This is a genomic window from Mesorhizobium sp. M0626, from assembly GCF_040320665.1.
Lineage (GTDB): Bacteria > Pseudomonadota > Alphaproteobacteria > Rhizobiales > Rhizobiaceae > Mesorhizobium.
The window spans coordinates 130384-150116 of sequence record NZ_JAMYQD010000012.1 but is presented as its reverse complement, the minus strand read 5'-3'; the positions used below and the strand labels follow the sequence as shown (position 1 = coordinate 150116).

The 19733-nt window shown below is 58.2% G+C and carries 21 protein-coding genes, 1 tRNA gene and 1 pseudogene; 9 read left to right on the top strand and 14 right to left on the bottom strand.

The genetic code is table 11. The features are described from left to right. The first annotated feature begins 8 nt into the window (after positions 1-8). On the top strand, positions 9-158 hold the full coding sequence (locus tag NKI37_RS17105) for a hypothetical protein (RefSeq protein WP_023696109.1): 150 nt from the start codon (positions 9-11) through the stop codon (positions 156-158). Further along, a complete protein-coding gene (locus NKI37_RS17100) occupies positions 155-484 on the top strand; it encodes a hypothetical protein (RefSeq protein ID WP_023696110.1) in 330 nt (109 codons plus the stop codon). The genes NKI37_RS17105 and NKI37_RS17100 overlap by 4 nt, the downstream gene beginning before the upstream one ends. A 76-nt stretch (positions 485-560) precedes the next feature. Here NKI37_RS17100 and NKI37_RS17095 read toward each other — a convergent pair whose 3' ends face one another. Continuing rightward, positions 561-797 (bottom strand): hypothetical protein, encoded by a 237-nt coding sequence (locus NKI37_RS17095; RefSeq protein ID WP_023805225.1) that lies wholly within the window; start codon positions 795-797, stop codon positions 561-563. A 661-nt stretch (positions 798-1458) separates the two neighbouring features. Between NKI37_RS17095 and NKI37_RS17090 the strand changes: the two genes are divergently transcribed. Next, complete coding sequence (locus NKI37_RS17090; protein WP_023736650.1) at positions 1459-2220, top strand: GNAT family N-acetyltransferase; 762 nt, start codon at positions 1459-1461, stop codon at positions 2218-2220. A gap of 23 nt (positions 2221-2243) precedes the next feature. Here NKI37_RS17090 and NKI37_RS17085 read toward each other — a convergent pair whose 3' ends face one another. The 7 genes from NKI37_RS17085 to NKI37_RS17055 form a co-directional block, all read right to left on the bottom strand. Further along, positions 2244-3053: an MBL fold metallo-hydrolase gene (locus tag NKI37_RS17085; protein ID WP_352788841.1), complete on the bottom strand. Its 810-nt coding sequence runs from the start codon at positions 3051-3053 to the stop codon at positions 2244-2246. A gap of 3 nt (positions 3054-3056) precedes the next feature. Then, positions 3057-3845, bottom strand: coding sequence for a TatD family hydrolase (locus NKI37_RS17080; RefSeq protein WP_023805223.1), 789 nt, complete (start codon positions 3843-3845; stop codon positions 3057-3059). Continuing rightward, positions 3845-5395, bottom strand: coding sequence for a methionine--tRNA ligase (gene metG, locus NKI37_RS17075; RefSeq protein ID WP_023668947.1), 1551 nt, complete (start codon positions 5393-5395; stop codon positions 3845-3847). The genes NKI37_RS17080 and metG overlap by 1 nt, the downstream gene beginning before the upstream one ends. Positions 5396-5486: 91 nt before the next feature. Next, positions 5487-6542, bottom strand: coding sequence for a DNA polymerase III subunit delta' (locus NKI37_RS17070; protein ID WP_023668948.1), 1056 nt, complete (start codon positions 6540-6542; stop codon positions 5487-5489). Beyond that, positions 6539-7213: a dTMP kinase gene (gene tmk / locus NKI37_RS17065; RefSeq protein ID WP_023668949.1), complete on the bottom strand. Its 675-nt coding sequence runs from the start codon at positions 7211-7213 to the stop codon at positions 6539-6541. The genes NKI37_RS17070 and tmk overlap by 4 nt, the downstream gene beginning before the upstream one ends. Before the next feature lie 72 nt (positions 7214-7285). Then, entirely contained in the window at positions 7286-8452 is a 1167-nt protein-coding gene (locus NKI37_RS17060; protein ID WP_023738862.1) for a D-alanyl-D-alanine carboxypeptidase family protein, read from the bottom strand. A 102-nt stretch (positions 8453-8554) separates the two neighbouring features. Continuing rightward, positions 8555-9760 carry a septal ring lytic transglycosylase RlpA family protein gene (locus NKI37_RS17055; protein ID WP_352788838.1) on the bottom strand — a complete coding sequence of 402 codons (1206 nt, stop codon included), beginning with the start codon at positions 9758-9760 and terminating at the stop codon, positions 8555-8557. A 295-nt stretch (positions 9761-10055) separates the two neighbouring features. Here NKI37_RS17055 and NKI37_RS17050 point away from each other — a divergent pair, with 295 nt between their 5' ends. From NKI37_RS17050 to NKI37_RS17040, 3 genes and pseudogenes are all read left to right on the top strand, one after another. After that, positions 10056-10535 (top strand): MgtC/SapB family protein, encoded by a 480-nt coding sequence (locus tag NKI37_RS17050; protein ID WP_352788836.1) that lies wholly within the window; start codon positions 10056-10058, stop codon positions 10533-10535. Between the two features lie 210 nt (positions 10536-10745). Beyond that, a tRNA-Ser gene (locus NKI37_RS17045) sits at positions 10746-10835 on the top strand. Positions 10836-11006: 171 nt separating this feature from the next. Further along, positions 11007-11863, top strand: a pseudogene (locus tag NKI37_RS17040) (ATP-dependent DNA ligase). A gap of 21 nt (positions 11864-11884) precedes the next feature. On the opposite strand, the gene NKI37_RS17035 reads toward NKI37_RS17040, so the two are convergent. From NKI37_RS17035 to NKI37_RS17025, 3 genes are all read right to left on the bottom strand, one after another. Beyond that, entirely contained in the window at positions 11885-12427 is a 543-nt protein-coding gene (locus tag NKI37_RS17035) for a hypothetical protein (RefSeq protein WP_352788834.1), read from the bottom strand. A gap of 495 nt (positions 12428-12922) precedes the next feature. Continuing rightward, positions 12923-13894 carry a DUF2971 domain-containing protein gene (locus NKI37_RS17030; protein WP_352788832.1) on the bottom strand — a complete coding sequence of 324 codons (972 nt, stop codon included), beginning with the start codon at positions 13892-13894 and terminating at the stop codon, positions 12923-12925. Positions 13895-13938: 44 nt separating this feature from the next. Continuing rightward, complete coding sequence (locus NKI37_RS17025; protein ID WP_352788829.1) at positions 13939-14829, bottom strand: hypothetical protein; 891 nt, start codon at positions 14827-14829, stop codon at positions 13939-13941. Between the two features lie 644 nt (positions 14830-15473). On the opposite strand from NKI37_RS17025, the gene NKI37_RS17020 reads away from it, so the two are divergent. The 3 genes from NKI37_RS17020 (at position 15474) to NKI37_RS17010 (ending at position 17788) form a co-directional block, all read left to right on the top strand. After that, positions 15474-15836 (top strand): calcium-binding protein, encoded by a 363-nt coding sequence (locus NKI37_RS17020; protein WP_352788826.1) that lies wholly within the window; start codon positions 15474-15476, stop codon positions 15834-15836. Between the two features lie 93 nt (positions 15837-15929). Next, entirely contained in the window at positions 15930-16691 is a 762-nt protein-coding gene (locus NKI37_RS17015; protein ID WP_352788824.1) for a thermonuclease family protein, read from the top strand. A gap of 110 nt (positions 16692-16801) precedes the next feature. Beyond that, positions 16802-17788: a DUF4238 domain-containing protein gene (locus tag NKI37_RS17010; RefSeq protein WP_352788821.1), complete on the top strand. Its 987-nt coding sequence runs from the start codon at positions 16802-16804 to the stop codon at positions 17786-17788. A gap of 168 nt (positions 17789-17956) precedes the next feature. Here the strand turns inward: NKI37_RS17010 and NKI37_RS17005 are convergent, their stop codons facing one another. The 3 genes from NKI37_RS17005 to NKI37_RS16995 are packed head-to-tail and all read right to left on the bottom strand — an operon-like array spanning position 17957 to position 19710. After that, positions 17957-18469: a hypothetical protein gene (locus NKI37_RS17005; protein WP_352788819.1), complete on the bottom strand. Its 513-nt coding sequence runs from the start codon at positions 18467-18469 to the stop codon at positions 17957-17959. A 43-nt stretch (positions 18470-18512) separates the two neighbouring features. Further along, positions 18513-19052, bottom strand: coding sequence for a hypothetical protein (locus tag NKI37_RS17000; RefSeq protein WP_352788817.1), 540 nt, complete (start codon positions 19050-19052; stop codon positions 18513-18515). A gap of 4 nt (positions 19053-19056) precedes the next feature. After that, on the bottom strand, positions 19057-19710 hold the full coding sequence (locus tag NKI37_RS16995) for a hypothetical protein (protein WP_352788814.1): 654 nt from the start codon (positions 19708-19710) through the stop codon (positions 19057-19059). Positions 19711-19733 lie beyond the last annotated feature (23 nt).

Genomic DNA, 19733 nt, shown 5'->3' with positions numbered 1-19733 from the left:
ATGGCGTCATGATGGAAAAGTCTGCCGCGCCCTGGCCTCTGCTGCAAATCGCGATCGAGCCGAAGTCGCGGGCCGATCAGGAGAAGCTGCTTGTCACTTCGTCCAAGCTCGCGCCTGACGACCGCGACCCGTCCGCTGCCATGGCCATGGCCAGATGACGTCGCCAAAATTCTCCTCGCGGGCAGGGTTCCTTGTCGGCCTCGGCATCACGCCCGTCGCCTTTTTCCTGGCGCTCTATTCGGCCGGAGCCGGGCATGGCGACTATGGGCTGGCGCGACTTCTCTATCCGGTCCCCATGCTGGCAACGCTGTTGACCAACACAACGATCACCGGCCTTTCCATCGGATTGGCTGCGCTGCAGTTTCCTGCCTATGGGGCATTTGTTGCGGGCGCCGGCGGCTCCAGATGGCTGGCCCTTGGCGTCTTCCATCTTGTTGCAATCGCAGCAGCCTTCAGCGGCCTCCTGGAAAGCTTCTCGGGATGACGCTCCTGTTCGTTATCCTGGTGCCAGCCCGTCGAGCAGGAAGTCGAGGCCTTTGCGAAAGGCGCCATCCCAATCGCTAAGGGGAGAGGGGGGAATCGACCTGAAGCAGCCGCTCGTTAATGAGGCGATCATCCCATACCTGCACCTCGATGAACTTGTCATACTTCATCGTTGGATCGGTCTTCCAGCGCTCACCGGGCATCCCAAATTCGGCCACGACGGCTTCGATCTCACCAAGAGTAAACACTTGCCCGTGGTATCGCTTTCGTTGGGGGCGAAGATCGTCACGCGTCGCGATCGGAAGACTTGCCATGCTGTCTGGATAGGTGAAAGTGAGCGTCTCCGGTGGGAACTCTCGCAGTCGCATAACGAGTGAGCTTGGCCGTGACGGGTCTTTGCCGTCGGCAAAGTCGCCAAGCTAAGAAATAGACCGGACGCTCTAGCTTCGTGGGCCCAAGCAGTCGGCGCCGTTCTCGAATGAGCCATTCCTCCGTTAATCGTCGCCTCTCCAAGTAGTTTGCTTTGATAGCGCGCAGCCCAGACGCTCTGATCTCGTCAAGAACCCGTTCTGCCTGCTCTTCGGACAGCTCGCAAATATTTCTGCACGGTCCTCGACGGGGATCGTAGTTGTGAGTGATGACCTCGGGGAACGATTCCATTCGGGGAAGCTATACGAACCGCGCGTCAGCAGGCCAGATCGGTGGCAGATGGATGCCCCTGAGGGTACCCGTTGGGACGTTGTCGGCAAATCATGCGTTGTATCGCAACCATGGGATGGTGGGATGAAAGTCGCATAAGATAGATTATGGAACTTATGCATCAGGCCGCAGCTGGGAAAGGACGCGGACTTTCATAGAGCGTTTCAGATTTTGACAGAAGCGTGAGAGTGGTTTTGTGATTCAAGATGCTGGCTGGATCGGAGGCCAGCATCAGATGACTTGGCATGAGCCGTTGGCCAACGCTACGCTGTGTCGATGACGACAGGAAAGCGTGACATCGAAGCGGCGATCGAAGTGTTCGTGCACGGCTTCAGCACCGACAAGAGCCGCACCTTTCCATACGAAGCCAGCCGCGTCGGACCCTTGTGGCTGATGCGCGATGCCGAGCGCAAGAATGCACGCGACTACCGTGGCGAAGAATGGATCGTCCATGACGTCGCCGCCGAGGAAGCCGATGCCATCGTGCGGCAGCATGCGCGGCCGGGCTTTGCCGTTTCGGTCGTGATCGCGAATGACGGCCCGGACGAACCAACGCGAACGGCCTACAAGGCGCTCGGCTACCGGCTGCTGCGGACGGAAGGCTTTTTCATCCAGTCGCTGCGCCAAATTCCAGACCCGCCAGCAATCGTCTCTATCGAACGCGTGAGGACGGCTGAACGCGCTGCACAACTGGGAAAGGTCATACGCAGGCGGCCACTTCCAGACGATCAACTCGGCGACGATGCGCCGTTTCGCCAGTATGTGGCGCTCGATGGCGACGCCATCGTCGGGCGTGTGCGCAGCATAGACGCCGTCGGCGCCACATGGTGCTCGGCAATGTTTGTCGAGCCTTCGCACCGGCGTCGAGGCATCGGCCAGGCGCTGATGGCCAAAATGCTGCATGACGACAAAGCGCATGGGTCGCGGTGCTCGATGCTGTTGGCGACGCGTGCCGGAGCGCTGCTTTATCCCCGCATGGGCTATGAGCGGATTGGAACGCTGTTGATCTTCGCGCCGAAGAACCGAACGTCCTTATAAAGATCTGCTCGTATCATGCTGTCTCATAAAGGAATTTCGATCACCATGCCGTCATAGGCCGGAGTGACGTTGGCCGGCACCTCGGCCTTCACCGTGGCATAGTCGAGCGGCACATGCATATGCGTCAGCACGGCCTGTTTCGGCGCCAGTTTTTCAATCCAGCCAAGCGCCTGAACGAGCGACAGATGACTGGGATGGGTATGGTACTGCAAGGCATCGATGACCAGCATTTCCAGGCCGCGCAGCCGCTCGGCGGTGGCATCCGGGAAGTCGCTTATATCGGGGCAGTAGGCCAGCCCGCCGATGCGGAAGCCGAGCGAAATGATGTCGCCATGGATCTGCGGCAGCGGCTCGAGGGTGAGGGCACCGCCCTCGCCTTCGATCGTCACCGCCCTTGCGTGATCGATGATGTGCGGCCTGACGATCGGCGGATAGGAACTGCCAAACGGCGTCTCGAAGCAATAGCCGAACGCTTCGCGCAGCCTGAGCATGGTCGGCTGGTCGGCATGGACATCGATCAAATGGCGCTGCTCCAGCACGTAGCTGCGCAGATCGTCGATGCCGTGGATGTGGTCGGCGTGCGGATGCGTATAGACGACGGCGTCGATGCGCCGGACGGCCGCCATCAGCATCTGCTCACGGAAATCAGGCCCGGTGTCGATGACGACCGTGGTTCTGGCGCCGTTGGCTGCTATCCGCTCGACGAGCGCGGCTGAGCGTGTACGCCGGTTTTTCGGATTGGCCGGGTCGCAATTGCCCCAATCGCCGGTGATGCGCGGCGTGCCAGGTGACGAGCCGCAGCCGAGGATGGTGAGGCGCAGCCGGTCGCTCATGCGTCAGAGCCCGGCGGGCCGCGGCATCTTGCCGAACAGCCGGAAGAAGTTCGCCGTCGTCAGCGTCGCGATCTCGGCTTCGCCAACGCCGACCGTCTCCGCCAGCACCTTGGCTGTATGCGCGACATAGGCCGGCTCGTTGCGTTTGCCGCGGAACGGCACCGGCGCCAGATACGGTGCGTCGGTCTCGACCAGCAGCCGGTCATGCGGCACATCGGCTGCGATGGCGCGTAAATCGGCTGAGTTCTTGAAGGTCAGTATGCCCGAGAAGGACACATAGCCACCAAGCTTGACGCCCACGTCGGCCAGCCGTCGCCCCGACGAAAAACAATGCAGGATGAAGGGGAAGGCGCCCTTCCCTGTTTCGTCTTCGAGGATGGCAGCCATGTCGTCATCGGCATCGCGCGAATGGATCACCAGCGGCAAGCCGGTCTCGCGCGCGGCCGCTATGTGAGTACGAAAGCCCTGCGCCTGCGCATCGCGTGGCGCCTTGTCGTAAAAATAGTCGAGCCCGGCCTCGCCGATCGCCACCACCTTCGGGTGCGCGGACAGGCGCACAAGGTCCTCAGCCGTCACATCCAGCTCTTCGCCGGCATTGTGAGGATGAGTGCCGACCGAGCAATAGATTTCGTCGAAACTCTCGGCAATCTCAAGCACTTGCGCAAACCGCTTCACGCGTGTCGAGATGGTCACCATGTGACCTATACCGGCAGCCTTGGCGCGGGCGACGATGGCCGCCCGCTCCTCGGTGAAATCCGGAAACTCGAGATGGCAATGGCTGTCGACCAGCATCAGGCGCTCGCCTCAGGGTTTTCGACATAACGCGGAAACACGCCCTCCGGCGCGGGCAGCGCCGTGCCGGGCACCAGCGCATAGTCGGCATGGACATGCGCGAAGTCACGCTTGTCCGCCGGCACCGCCAGCAGGTCCAGCAGCTTGCCGGCCGACCCCGGAATGTAGGGCTGGCACAGCAATGCCACGCGCCGCACCAGTTCGGCGGTCGTCCACAGCACTGTTTCCATGCGCGCCGGATCGGTCTTCTTCAGCGCCCAGGGCGCCTGCGAGGCGAAGTAGCGATCCGCTTCCGCCACAACGCCGAAGATCGCCGCCAACGCGAGATGGATGCCCTGTTCCGCCATCGCCTGGCGCGCGGTACCCAGCGCTTCCACCGCCTGGTCGAGGATCGCGCTGTCGGCTTCGGTCAGCTCGCCGCGATGCGGCACCACGCCGCCGCAGTTCTTGGCGATCATCGACAGCGAGCGCTGCGCCAGATTGCCGAGACCGTTGGCGAGATCGGCATTTGTGCGGTTGACGATCGCGTCATGGCTGTAGCTGCCGTCCTGGCCGAATGGCACCTCACGCAAGAAGAAATAGCGCACCTGGTCGAGGCCGTAATGCTCGACCATGGTGAAGGGGTCTACGACATTGCCGACCGACTTCGACATTTTCTCGCCGCGGTTGAACAGGAAGCCATGCGCGAAGACGCGCTTCGGCAGTTCGATGCCGGCCGACATCAGGAAAGCCGGCCAGTAGACGGCATGGAAGCGGACGATGTCCTTGCCGATAATGTGCGTGGCCGGCCAGTAGCGCCATTGCTCGGCCTTGGTGTCGGGATAGCCGGCAGCGGTGATGTAGTTGGTCAAGGCATCGACCCAGACATACATCACATGCTTGTCGTCGCCGGGCACCGGCACGCCCCAATTGAAGGTCGTGCGCGAGACCGAGATGTCCTTGAGGCCGGACCTGACGAAGCTCATCACCTCATTTCGGCGCTCGGCCGGACCGACGAAATCGGGCTGGCTTTCGTACAGCGCAAGCAATTTGTCCTGATAGGCGGAAAGCCTGAAGAAGTAGCTTTCCTCCTCATTCCATTCGACCGGCGAGCCAAGCGGCTCGCGGCGCACGCCGTCGTCGCCGAGCGTGGTTTCGCTCTCTTCGAAATAGGCTTCCTGGCGGACCGAATACCAGCCACTGTAGCGGTCGAGATAGATGTCGCCATTGGCCGCCATCGCCTTCCAGATCGCCTGGCACGACTCGTAGTGGCGTGGTTCCGTCGTGCGGATGTAATCATCATTCGAGCCGCCCAGGACCTCTGTCATCGAACGGAAGATCGCCGAGTTGCGGTCGGCAAGCGCGAGTGGCGTTATGCCTTCCTTCTCGGCCGTCTGCTGCATCTTGAGGCCGTGTTCGTCAGTGCCGGTGAGGAAGAGCACGTCCTTGCCGTCCAGGCGCTGGAAGCGGGCCAGCGCGTCGGTCGCAATGACCGTATAGGCGTGGCCGATATGCGGCTTGCCGTTCGGATAGAAAATCGGTGTGGTGATGTAGAATGTGTCGCGTGACATGAATGAACCGTCATGAATGTCCGAATTGAGTGTGAGCGGTGGATATCGCATCGAGACGGCGATTGCCATCCCGACCCGAGGCCGGATCCGGTCACATTCGCATTGCGGAATTCAGTCGGTCGATCATGGTCAAGGCGTGCTGCTTCTTGTCGAGATTGTAGGTATCGGTCTCAGATATGGCGTTCAGCGCCTCGTGCCAAGTGTCGGACAGCGTTTTCGCCCGCGCGAGATCCCCGGCCAGCGCGGCTTCACTGGCGCCGGTGGAGAGCAGATCGAGCGCGCGGCGGTTGAAGATGTCGAACTGGATCGCCTGGTCGCGGCCGGCGACGGCCTCGGCAAGGCGATAGGCGCCGGCGATGTCGCTCTTGCCCGACGTGACCAGGGCGTCGAGGGTGCCGGCAATCTCCAGCCCGCCATATTGGGTCAGAAGGATCGCATTGCGGGCGCTGCCCCCTGCCCGTTCCGCTAGTGCCGCGCGCGCAGCAGGATCGGAAGGTGGCGGCGGCTCGACGGTCTCCAGAACACTCATCAGGCTGCCGGCATCGAGCGGCGTCAGCCGCACCATCTGGCAGCGCGAACGGATGGTCGGCAAAAGGCTGCCCGGCGCATGCACGATGAGGATGAACAGCGTGCGGCTCGGCGGCTCCTCGAGGTTTTTCAGCAAGGCATTGGCGGCGTTGGTGTTCATGTCGTCGGCCGGATCGACGATCACCACCCGGTAGCTGCCGTCATGCGAGGTCAGCGACAGGAAGCGGTTGACCTTGCGGATCTCGTCGACGGTGACGACGGTCTTGAAACTCTTGGTCTTGTCGTTCAGCGGCCGGGTCAGGTGCAGCACGCCGGGATGCGCCCCGGTGGCGATCTGGCGAAACAGCGGTGAGGCCGGATCGGGAACGGCAAACGTGTCCGGCGCCTGGTCGAAGGCCGGATGCTTCAACAGATGGTGCGCCAGGTGAAAGGCAAGCGTCGCCTTGCCGATGCCGACCGGCCCGGCAAAGATCAACGCATGCGGCAGTTTTCCCGAGCGATAGGCGGCAGCGAGCATCGCGGCCGCCTGCTCATGGCCGACCAGGCGCAGCGTCTCGGACGGCTCCGGTACACCGTCCAGCGTGTCGTGCTGCTCGGGAGCGATGCGTTCGAAGATCATGCGGGCGCCGCCTGTCGGTTGCGCGCGGGCGCCCTCGCCTCAAGTGCGGCGAACACCACCGCGGTGATGACATCCTCCACCGCAGCGGGAGGCGCCGACGCGTCGATCACGATGCAGCGGTCCGGCTCGGCCGCTGCGATCGCCAGGAAGGCGTCACGGCGGCGCTGGTGGATGTCCAGCGTCTCCTTTTCGAAGCGGTCCGGACCGTCCTCGGCGCCACGCCGCGCGGCGGCGCGCCGCAAGCCCTCGGCGGGGTCAATGTCAAGGATCAGCGTCATGTCCGGCATCATGCCGTTGATGGCGACCTCCTCCAGAGCTTCCATGAAAGCCGGATCGAGGCCGCCGGTGACGCCCTGATAGACGCGCGACGAATCCAGGAAACGGTCGCAAAGCACGATGGAGCCGCGCTCCACCGCCGGCCGGATGACCTGCTCGACATGGTCGGAGCGTGCGGCGGCAAACAGCAGCGCCTCCATCTTCGGCCCGAAAGGCTCGGCGGCGCCGGACAGGAGCACGTGCCTGACCGCCTCGGCGCCGGGTGACCCCCCGGGTTCGCGGGTGAGGAGGACATCGTATTTCTTGGCGCGCATCTTCTGGGCCAGCCGCTCGATCTGCGTCGACTTGCCGGCGCCCTCGCCGCCTTCGAAGGTGATGAAAAATCCGCTTGCCAATCGAAAGGCCTTTGTCCTGCTTTGCGCTGGTGTCTTAGTCCGCGCCCGAGAAAAGGTCCACGCCGCAGGAACTCAACGCAGCCAGCCTACGGCCAGTTCCCTGGCGGCATCAAACGCTCGTTGCGGCAGTGTGCCGACGCCAACCGATTCGGCGGCGAAAAGCGGGGTTTCCTGGCTCAGCGTGTCGCCGATCCAGACGCGCAGCGCGCCGACGGGCTGTCCCTCCTCCACCGGCGCCGATACCGGCCCCTGATAGACGATCCTGGCGGTCAGCTTGTCGCGGTTGGCGATCGGCAGCAGGACGTCGATGGGCGCCTTTGCCTTCAGCGCTACGCTGGATTTGGCGCCGCCGAACACCTGGGCCTCGCCGACCACTTCGTTGCTGGCGAAAATCTCGGTCTTCTCGAAGGAGCGGACGCCCCATTCGAGCAGCTTGCGCGCTTCCTCGGCGCGCTCGCGGTCATTGGCCAATCCGCTCATCGCCGCGAACACCCTGGTCCCGTCATGGCTGACCGAGCCGACGATGCCGAAACCGCCCGCCTCACTCGACCCGACCGCCAGCCCATCGGCACCGATGCCCATGGCCAGCAACGGGTTGCGGTTCTTTTGCGAGATCTTGTTCCAGGTGAAATCGGCCCGGCCGTAATAGAGATAGAGATCCGGATATTCGCGCCATATATGCAGGCCAAGCTGCGCCAGTTCGCGCACCGTCGTCTGCTGGCCGTCGGCCGGCAGGCCGGTCGAATTGACGAATGTCGATTTCGCGAGCCCGATCTGGCGCGCGCGATCGTTCATCTGCGCCGCGAAATTCTCTTCCGAACCGGCCATGCCTTCGGCCAGCACCATGCAGCCGTCATTGGCGGCCTGTATGGTGACCCCCTGGATCAGATCCTCGACCCGGATCGCCGATTTGAGCTTGGCGAACATGGTCGACGTTCCCGACGGGGCGCCGCCCTTGCGCCAGGCATTTTCCGAAACCACGAAGGTGTCGTCGAGGCTCATGCGCTTCGACTTGATGGCGTTGAAGACCATCTCCATGGTCATCAGCTTGGCCATCGAGGCCGGCGGGATCGGTTGGTCGGCATCCTTGGAAAACAGCACCGTGCCGGTTTCGGCATCGATCATGAAAGCCTGCGTCGCCTTGGTCTCGAAAAGCTGTGCGTTGGCCGGAACCAGCGCGGCAAGCAAGAAGCCAAGGCCAAAAAGCCCGGCAAAAGGGTGGAAAAGGCGAAATCGCATGAAGAGGCTCGACTGTTAGCCGGCAGAAACTTGCCGCAACGCTATCAGGCTTCTTCCCGGCGGATCAACCGCGCAATGACAAAACCGGCGTGCCTTTGTTGGTCAGTTGCGCACAGCCAGCGCGTCCGGCGCGCCATGCGACCATGCCGCGCGCAAGAGGTCGTCGACATTGCCATGGCCATCCGGATAGAGATTGACCGCGTACCAGTCATTGCCGTCGAGTTCGGTGCTCTGGATTTCGGTCCTGCCGAACGGTTCGAGAGCCGCAGCCACCCGCTTTGCCTCGGCAGCATCGTCGAAGGATCCGGCGGCGACATAGTCGGAAACGGCAGGCGATGCCTGCGGGTTGGATTTCTTCCACGATTGCAGGATGTCGGCTGGCGACATGCCCTGGTCGTCAAGCGCTGCAAAGACGTCGGCGCGCTGTACGCGCTCATCCGCATAGGAGAGCGAAGCCACGGCAAAGGGCGATTCCGGGCGCTGAGGCACGATCGGCCCGAATTCAGGCAGCGTCACATCGCTTGAGGCCGGTGCCTGCATCGACATCACTGGCTGTGTGTCGGAATTCGTCAACTGACCAGGAAACGGCACTACGGCAGGGTGTGCGCCAACAGATAGGCTCGGCGAAGGTCCGTTCATCGCCACCATGACGCCGGTCGGCAAGCCATCGGACGGGTCCGGGCGGTTGCCCGGGCGGTAGGAGGCGACCAGATATTGGTCGTCGTCGCCGTCGAGCGGTGCGCGGCCAATATATTCCACCTTGACCCTGGCCGTGCCGACCTTGGCATAGTCGAGCATTTGCGCGGCGCGTTCCGAGACATCGATGATGCGTCCCTCGTGATAGGGGCCGCGGTCGTTGACGCGCACGATGACCGAGCTTCCGGTCTCGGTGTTGGTGACACGGGCGTAGCTTGGCAGCGGCATGGTCGGATGCGCCGCCGTCAGATGGGTCATGTCGTAGACTTCGCCATTGGCTGTGAGACGACCGTGGAAGGCATCGCCATACCAGGAGGCGAGACCGACCTTGGCGTAGCGCTTGTCTTCCTTGGGGTAATACCACTTGCCGCGCACCTGATAGGGCTTGCCCAACTGGTCGCGGCCGCCGCCGCGCCGCATGTACTGAACGCGCGGGCTGGCCTTCACGCCGTATTCGGTCTCGGCAAAATATTCCTTCGAGCGAGGCTTCTTGTAGACCATGGCTTTCGGCTCGGACTGCGGCGACGCGCACGCGGCCAGCAACGCAGCCGAAAGAGCGCACAACACCAAAGCAGGAGCGCGACGAAGACGCCGATGCGTCGTGGTCTGCATGTTTTCCGATGTCCCCTACCGTCTCGACACAGGCGCCGCTTCTAGAATTTCGGCGGAGCCAGATGAGCAATGCCTGCGACGCGCCAATCCCCATCCCTTGTGCGCAGGAATTGTTTATCAGCGTATTAATCGATTGTGTCCGGAACCGGGCAGGAATGTGGCGGCCAGGTCCCGGGCTGGCCGGGCGCCTGTGAGGAGGCATCCGAGACCTCTGTCCTTTGGAGTCTGGAAGTGAACCTGTGGCATGAAGCGCGGCTGCCTGGAACCGACCGACCCGAGATACGTTCTGCGCCTCATGGATGAATTCATTGAACGTTTCGGGCAACAGACGTGGCTGCCCTTTTCCGTAATTTCAGCCAGGCTTTTGCTCGCGGCCGTCCTTGGCTCCATCGTTGGGATCGAACGCGAATGGCGTAACCGACCGGCCGGATTGAGGACACACATCCTAGTCTGTGTTGCGACGGCTCTAATTGCCATCCTCACGATCGAGATTACTCATCTTCACGTCTTCGATGGTCAGGAAATCGCCATTGATCCTATCCGCTTGATCGAAGCCACGACTGCCGGCGTGGCATTTCTGGCCGTGGGCTTGATCTTCTTCTCCAAGGGCGAGGTTCAAGGGCTTACCACTGGGGCGGGCATGTGGCTGGCAGGCGCCATAGGCCTGGCGGTTGGGCTCGGGTTCTGGCAGATCGCGGCTTTGGCTACCTTGCTCGCACTTGTCGTGCTGGGTCTTCTGCAACTTGTGCAGGTCGGCAGCAAGGATCGCAATTAGATCCCGGCTCCTTCGAAAACGGGTTCGCAGCTCCGTTCGGGTAACGAACGCCACCCCCTATTATCCATGACAGCGCCGATGGTTGACTTGGCGATGGGCAACGCTCTAGAGAAATGAACCGCAAGCTGGTCCGGAAGGATAGGTATCATTCGATACCAACTGTCGTTCACTGGGTCGGTTGATGTTCCTAGATGATTGAAAAGTCACGTTGGAGGGATGGCCGAGCGGTTTAAGGCACCGGTCTTGAAAACCGGCGTGGGTGCAAGCCCACCGTGGGTTCGAATCCCACTCCCTCCGCCAAGTCAAGCCCTGAAAAGGCCAGAAACCATAGGTTTTGGCGATTTCTGGTTAGTCGACCACCAACCAATCCACTAACCACCCGCGTGCTAACCATTCAAAATCCAATTCGCCTAAAATGCGCTGGAACTAAATTAGCAACTGCGCTTTGAATCGCGCGATTGGGGTTAGTACATGCGTCTGAAATTCATTCCGCCATTGATGCCGACGTTGGTTGAAAAACCTCCGGACGGCGCGAATTGGATTCATGAAGTTAAATTCGACGGCTACCGGTCACAGATCGTCATCGATGATGGCGGCGTTAGAATCTTCACTCGTCGCGGTCTCGATTGGACAACGAAATATCGCGATTTCGCAAAAGCAGCTGCTTCCCTCAATGTTGAAAGCGCTATCATCGACGGCGAAATTGTCGTCCTGAATGACGCTGGCATTTCGGACTTTGGTGAATTGCGAAAAGCGATCATGCGTCGGCAGCACGACTTGTATTTCGTCGCCTTCGATCTTTTGCACTCAACGGCCACGATCTTCGCGATATGCCGCTAGAGGATCGCCGCGAAATCCTCGCTGAATTGGTACCCGAAGGGCAGCATATTCAATTCAGCCAGGCGTTGCCCGGCGATCCAAAAGCAATCTTTCACTTGGTCGACCAAGCCGGCCTAGAGGGGATGGTATCGAAGCGGAAAGACAGCGTCTATCGCAGCGGCGCTTCAACGGCGTGGCTTAAGACCAAGGCGTACAGCATTGATGAATTCGATCTACTAGGTGTCGAGCGCGAGGCAGGCAAGCCGGCCTTTGCATTGATGGCAGAGCGCGGCACTGGACGCTATGTCGGATCGGCGTTCATCACCTTAAACCGCGAGATGCGCGAACGGCTCTGGCAGCGCGTCCATCACCATGCAGGACCGGGACCGAAGGCGATGAAGCGACCGGCAACGCAATGGGTCAAGCCGGGCCTAATTGGGCGTGTGAAGCACCTCCGAGGCGAGGAAGATTTGCGACACGCTTCGTTACAGGATTTTCGAGAGGAATGAGGGCGATCAATCTCTCCGTGTCTATAAGATAAACATCGGCGGATTCCAACCTAATAGTTCTGAAAGCAATCGAAAGTTACGTTCGAATTGACTATCGAACAATATTCCAGCTGGTCTTATAGTGCCATCTGAACGAATTGGCCAAATCTGTTCCACCAAACAATCGGTGGGTACGCTGATGTCAGACAAATTTAAATCTGGAGAGAAGCTAGTCCACACCAGGAAAAATAAACTTCCAAGTGCAAATGCAGTTGATTGGACGTTCATTCCCTGATTTTCACCGGAGAGTGAACTAAGTGCCATTCCGCGATGCGCTGCATTACCGTGCCATTGCAAGCCCTGATAAGTGCCTATAAAAATGCGCCAATTCGCACTGAGTTTCTGATCAACGCTGAATTGCTTTCGAAATTCGGCTGGTATCGCGATAGTTGCACGGTCGGCATGTTCGTACACCATCGTAAACATCGCTGCCCATGTAGCCAGTGCAAGCTGATCGTCCTCGTCGAGCCTGCGATCACGACCTAAGATTAGGTCGAGCAGCGCAGCCTTCGCATCGGTCTGCAATCCGCTCATCCATCCGTTGTTGCATCGCTTGCAGACACACCGCAGCTTCCTCGACCTTGGATCGCCCGGCTTTTCGACGACGCGTCTATGCTGCTCCGTAGCGTTTCCTAACGCATCAAGATCAAGTAGGTTTGCTGTATGCACCCAGCTGACGCCGAATTTTGGAACGTACGCGCTCAGCCAATCGGGCCAAATATGTTCCTTTGACAAACTTCCGCCGTCACAAAAAATACATTTTCCAGGTTCGTTCCCTCGCCTACTCAACGTCAGCTTGCTCCCCGGAGTCAGAATAAGACGTGTACATATAGTGCGGGTGGTTTTGCGGCCAGCTTTTAGGCGGCAACAGCCGTCACGTCATGCACCAAGCGGATATGGCAAGGATGCGCTTTTCAGTACCGTCGAACGGGTGCCGCTCGGCACTAGCTGCGACCGTGGCGGGCCGGTCAGGTTAGAAATTCACAAGATGCGGCGAGGTTAGTGGCGCCCATTCGAGCGCTATACCTTTTCTCGGAATGGGATTCCGCAAAAAGAGACGTTTTGGGCTAATCCCTGATGGCCGGCATCGAGCAAGGCGGTTCGGATCGCGTCCAATGCAACCGACGCCTCAAAGCACGGACCAACCACAACTTTTGAAACCAGCATGTCAATGGTCACCGCATTTCCCTGATTGATCGGCTTTCCATCAATCGGGATGCAATATATCGTCTGTGGCATTCCGTTGATGGCGCGGACTATTCGTTTTTCTTGCAGTCCGGGAGTTGGGAAGATGTTCGGCAAATAAACCAGACGCCACTCCTTCTCCTCAGAAAAGGATGGATGCTTCACTGCCGTTGCAAAATACTGAAACATTGCGAACAAACTTGAGATAAATTCAGATTTTGGTTTAGATTGTATTTTTTCCTTGTTGCGCTTGATGAACGCAATACGCTTCCTGAGTTCATTAAAAATCTGATTTAGGTTCCAGTATTCTACTGGATATCCTGACAGACCATACGGGCCTTCTCCTACAATCGCTTTGTTGTTTAGGTAGATAGCCACAGCTACGTCTTTTCCGCCGTACCCACGCCACATCGACAGACGGCCACTCCGCTCTTTGCGATTGTCGTGCTCCGATAGGCAGGTGATATAAGCTCCATTTTCAACGGATGGCAGATGTCCATTTAGCAACCTATCCAGGTCGCTGTGGGTGCCGGGGTGGCAACTGTCGCAGGCTTGTTTGAACCCCTGTGCGTTTTTGGCATCGCTAAAAAACGCTCGAATACCATCCAATGCATATGTCACCTCTTGGAAGTCATTCATACACCGTGCGTTGCGCATCCAGACTGCCTGGTTTTTTATTATCTCAAGTAGGACCGTCGCAGATGTATAGTGCACTAGCGAGAAGCGGTGGGTCGTTGCAATTTCGTCATATCTCTTCGACGAAGAGCCCAGGAAAAGCGGTTGGAAAAATCCCTCTTCTTGATCCAAAAATCTGCCTCCCCTAGTGGCTTCCGCAGTCTCGATCCTACGCCCTACCCGATGGAGTCGCTGCGTTCGATATAGCGGACTTTGGCATTGGTGGATGACGATGATCCAGCCCCTAGGTCGTCGAAGTAAGATGATGACATGCGAAATGCTTTTGCGGCATGGAAAATATCTGAGGAGCCACCAGCCTTATAAGTTGCACAAACTATCAGTCGCGCTTCTCCTTTCATCGGCGCAGCTTTGTCCAGATAGTCACTAAAGCCCTGAAGCTTCGGATTGAAATTGGGAAAAATCACAGTATTTCCGCGCTTCCAGTTAGTTGGCGTCGTTAGCTCAGACACGTAGGCCTCCACTGCGCCGTTATTGTCCATTATGATTCTTGGAAACTCTACTTTGACGTGGATTTCAACGCTTAACGCTGGGCTTCTTCCAAGATTCTGTGTCTCGATCTGGACGGCGATGACCGGCCACGTACCATCATCGGAATAGATTGAAACGCTGGGTGCACCGATCGCGATCCAAGGGCGTTGATCAGCAACGAAATGGTCCTGGGCGATTTTGTTGGCGGCAGCTGCCGCCTTGCTAGCTTCAACCGCTGCATTCGTGGCTCGGCTGTTCAAAATCAGAGTGTAGAAAAGCAATCCCATCCCAAGCAGCCCAAAGACGGCTTGGGCGTATGTTGGTAGAACTTGGCGCTCACTAGCCCTTGCGCCACGTTCGGCGGCATCGGCGGCACGAACTTGAGCATCCAAATCTTCCGCATCATGCCTATCTGATATTGCCTCCCGTTCAGTTGCATGAGCGGCATCGACGGGATTCTCAATGATTTTCACCGGGAAGGCCGACTTCCATGCAACAGGCTCATTTGCGCCACCAGCTGCTTGGCTATCGCTTGACTGCTGCTGCGTTTCCTGCGCAGCAGCAGTGTTGACAAACATCAAAAGCAACGCAACGCATATAGCCCGCATAGCCTAATCCTCCTCAATTGAGGAACAGGGTAGACCGAGTCGATCGTTTCCGTGAGCGGGTCGCGCGCTATGGCCTGGTAAGCCCGTCAAATTTAAAGGCGGGAGGAGAACCCCTCCGCCCGTTCCGTTGGCGATGCTTCCGTTTTCGGTGCAACTAACCAGATGCGCTAACCGATCCAGTGCGTCGGCACTGAATTTGACCACCTAGGTCTTCGGCGCGCCACACCGTCCCTTAAGAATTGCGATCTCAGTTTCGTGATCACCTCCTGACATCGAAGAGACGGGCACGCCTATGAGAAAAACCCCCAAGGCGTCGCCGGTCGCGGCCTTGTTTTGCTGGTTTGAAATGACGGCCAAACGCTCTCTGTCAGCCTGCGTACACGGGCCGGCGTTCGGAACTCCTGCGATCCTCTCAGGAGGCGTCGCACACCCTGCCACGCCAGCGAACATCGACATCAATAAGACAAATCGCTTCACAGTCCCCACCCCAAATTTGTTGTTTGCCCATCGGCAACATTGCGTAGTGGAAGACCGCGCGCAAGCCCGTTCGTCGGCAGATTCGACAACAAAATTCAAAAGGTGCATGATCTGGTTGGGTGTCGGGGGATACTTTCATGTATTGGCGTTTGTTTTCGACCGCTACAATTGCAGTGCTAGTTACGGGATGCGCTGCCGACTATTTGAACCATTACGATACGGTGACACTCGCGGCCGGCGACTCGAACCACGCCAACCAGCTTTTGCAAACCGTCGATCGATTCAATCCGAACAGCCAAAACACGCACATTGAGAGTGACGGCGCGCGGGTTGTAGCAGTCGTCCAACGCTATCGAGGTACGGCCCCGAGCGGTGGCGGCGACTTGGATTGTGCCGGTGGAAAGGGGAATAGGCCGGTCGTAGTTGGCCCGGTGACGATCAACGGCGCTGATCCTAACAAATTGGACGGCGATCACGACGGTATCGGCTGCGAGAACTGAAAAATGGTAGAAAGATCTCGCTATGAGAACCGGTCCGACAAATGGCGAAAGCGAACCGGAGCGAGGCGGTATCGCCAGAACCGGTTCGCAGGCATGCCTTTGCGCGTGATCTTCGTGACGGTAGCTGCGGCTGCGGCATTGGCGACGCAGTTCGTTATGCAGCACAGCGGCTCATTGCCTGAGATCAACCTACAGAACCTGACCAAGCCGAGTCCCGCGCCGATAACCGGGATGGCTTCGGTTATCGACGGCGACACGATTGAGGTGCACGGCCAACGCATCCGTTTCAACGGGATCGACGCGCCGGAGAGCCGCCAATATTGCGACGACGCAAAGGGCTTCGAGTATCCCTGCGGTCGGCGGTCTGCCGATGCGCTGGACAGCTTCCTAGCCGCCTCCGGGCCGGTTCAATGCTCTTTCGTTACATGGGATCGTTATGGCCGCTACGTGGGCGATTGCCGGCGGGCGGACGGCACAGGGGTGGCAGAATGGATGGTCGAGCGCGGTCAAGCGCTCGATTGGCCGAAATACAGCAACGGTGCGTATGCCTCGCAACAGGCGAAGGCCAAGGCGTCAAAGGTCGGCTTGTGGGTAGGATCGTTTCAGCCGCCGTGGGACTGGCGAGCACAGCACAGCGACGACGGGCAAACAACGTCGGCACCGCTATTTGCTCTCGGCAGCGACACCAACGGCTGCCTTATCAAAGGGAACATTTCAGCAGAAGGCGAGCGCATCTATCACGTGCCTGGGCAGAAATATTACAGCGCCACCAAAATCACTGAAGCCAAAGGCGAACGATGGTTCTGCTCAGAAGCAGACGCCGTGGCGGCTGGGTGGCGGCGATCAAAGCGATAGCCCGACAGATGGGAATTTGAGCACGGCGGGCAGCCACCGCCAGTTCGCTTGATTTGCCCCCTTTTTCCTGCAACTCACCCAACTTCACAACCAGCCCCAAGCTTTGCACCATGAGCCGACCGAAGAAACAGCACTTTGTTCCCCGTTTCTACCTTGCAAATTTTGTCGACCCGGAGGGGAAAGTGTGGACCTACGACAAGCGCGAAGGGAGCGCCCGCGCCGATCGCGCTGAGAATACGGCCGCAGAGACGAATTTTTATTCAATCAAAGGCCTCGATGGAGAATACAACGATCAGCTTGAAGAATGGCTTGCCAAGGTCGAGTCCGCCGCCGCGCCCTTATACCCGAAATTGCTGAGAGGAGAGACACTAAAAGGACAAGAGCGCTTCGATTTCTCATTGTTTATCGCGACTCTGTACACACGAAGTCCCGCAATGCTGAATGCTACTGCACGCCTATATGGAGATATGATCCAGGCTGTTGGAAACGTGGGTTTTAGCGACCGCGGACGGCTAGATGAAACCATGGATAGGATGGAAGCAGAGCGAGGCGAAAAGAAAACCACCAAAGAAGAACGTGACAAACTCTTTGAATTTTTCAATGACAAGACTCGATACACGATGTCGGTTGATAGACGCGCCGGCCTAATGTCGATTTCAGCCGCTGCTCCGTTGACCGATATCCTGAACGATATGAGCTGGATTGTGGTCGAACCAATGGGCCAACTTCTAATCACGAGCGATAGCCCAGTTGTGAGAATTACCCCAACAGAGTACGTGCACCCTTCCTATGGCGACGGAGGATTTGCGCATAAAAAAGCGTTTGTGACCCTCCCGCTTGCCCCCACTAGAATGCTCGAAATGTATTGGGGGGAACAGCGCTCTCCAGGCGTCCAACGAGCGCCGAAGGAACGGGGGAGGCTCTATAATCGCCAGCGGGCTCACTTTTCTGAGCGCTACTTGTATTCTAGCAGGCAGGACGCCGGTATCCTGCGACTAGGCGCCAAACACAAAGCTGCGGGTTTGCGAATTGACGTGGGTCACCCAGGCAAGCGAGTCCCGATCGAAATCAAGCGTAAGTTGGACGGCAGAAGTTAGACGGAGGGCCGCTCAGCCGAGCAGGCCGAAATCTCCCTTGCGATTACCCTAGCCGCAGCCATCGGTACTGCGGGGATCGCTGATCGTTGCATTCATTGGGAGTTCGCCCACTGTTTGCCGGGCCGGCGTCTGTTTGGATATTTGATGCTCACATGCGGAGCTAGCTCACTAGGGCTTGAGCGTGGGTTTGGCGAGCAGCGACCAAGCATCGCGATAGGAGTCCAGCCAGCCAGCTCCCCGCCCGATCAGTATCCCCATTTTGTCATAGTCAGGCAGGAACCGCCTAAAATCTGTGTCGGTCCGTTGCTGTCCTTTCTTGCCGGGCGAAGAGAGCCAAGTTTTATGCGATCTCCGAATTACATCAGCTACGACAGAGCTTGGAACGGCGTAGCAAATCGGCTGTTCACTAACGTCTTTTCCAAAGTCAACAAACACATAGAACAACGTAGGGGATTCAATTGCTTCGTGCTTTTTGCCCATATGCCAGCCGCCATCAGAGCCTTTGTCAACTCGGGTTTTAACCTGGATGGCGCACAGCCGGTCCCCTATATCGTCCGTGACCACGATATCGCAGTTTGGCACACCTACGGGCGCGAGCGCAGCAATGAAGCCGCGCCGCAATAACTGCGACATCACATGATATTCGCCGGCCGCGCCTAGTAGGCTTGATGCTGAGACCATCCACAATTCCGAGATCACGAGCGAGTTTTGGGCCGGTTAGACCCTATTTCATTTCATCTAGCTGGATGCCCTCAATCGACGGAATTAGGCTGACCTTCGCAAACCCAGCCTTGTCGAATCCTACGACACCTAGCGCCGGTCCGCAGTCCTTCAGCTGAGATGCAGTGTCGATTGTTGCAGCCATCTTGTTGGCGTCGAGCAAGACAGAACCCAGTACCATCTCTCCAGGCTTCTCGAAAAAGGTTGTCCCAATCGGACCGTCGTTTTTGACCGCTTGTGTGTACAGCCCGACATCCCAACCTTTTAATGCATTATCACAGCTCACAACGAGAGGGTTCTCGTCGGTCGAAGGACTATCTGCGCATTTGTTGCTTGTAGAGATCAATTGCCTTCGATCAAGTTCAAACGAATCACCGGTGCAGGGCTTGAACATCACCATATCGCCCGACCTTGAGACGACCATTCCAATAACGCCGCTCTCGCCCTTGATCTCGAATGGCCCAGCGCTTTTGACAAGCAATACTTTAAAGATATCACTTTGGTCCTGCGTTAGCGCGGGAGTAATAGCTACCGAAGTAAACACGAAACTAACTATTGCAGACCGTCTTGATAACATCCAAATCCTCCCTGATCTTATCAGCCGTATAGACAATGCGGCCATCCTTGCTCACCGCAAACAAGGTGCCCCGATTGCATGGATCAACTACGCTTCGACACATTAAGAACATCTGGTCAGGTAGGCCGATAATCTGCCGCAATCGCCTCCCCTTCCGGCAGGTTTCGTAGAGCACGCTCGCTTCGTCCTCCGGCTTCGAGGCGACTAGCGTCATCACACTTTGTGATTTCTTTCCTCTCCATACACCGTGAGCCATTTCCTGCCCTGACGCACTCGCTGCATCCTTAATGACGAATAGCAAGAACACCAACAGTACCATAGTCAAAACAACAAACAGGAATGCCAAAGTCTGCCCGGTTTTTGACTTGTCGCCTGAATGCAACTCAATGAGGAACGCCACGAAACCCGAAGCCGCTACCGCTCCGATCGCCCACAATACTTTGGAAGATTGGAGAGGAACGAAAGCATAAACCAGAACTGTCGTAAAACTAATGTCGATCTGGGTCGCATCGATGCCGAATTCGCCCAGGTATGATGTCAGATAGGCCCAGCCGCTGAAATAAACTAACGCAACCGGAAGGGCTGCAACAACAGCATCAACCAACGCTGCACGGATTGCTCCCACGCACGTCCCTCCCGACCCATGCT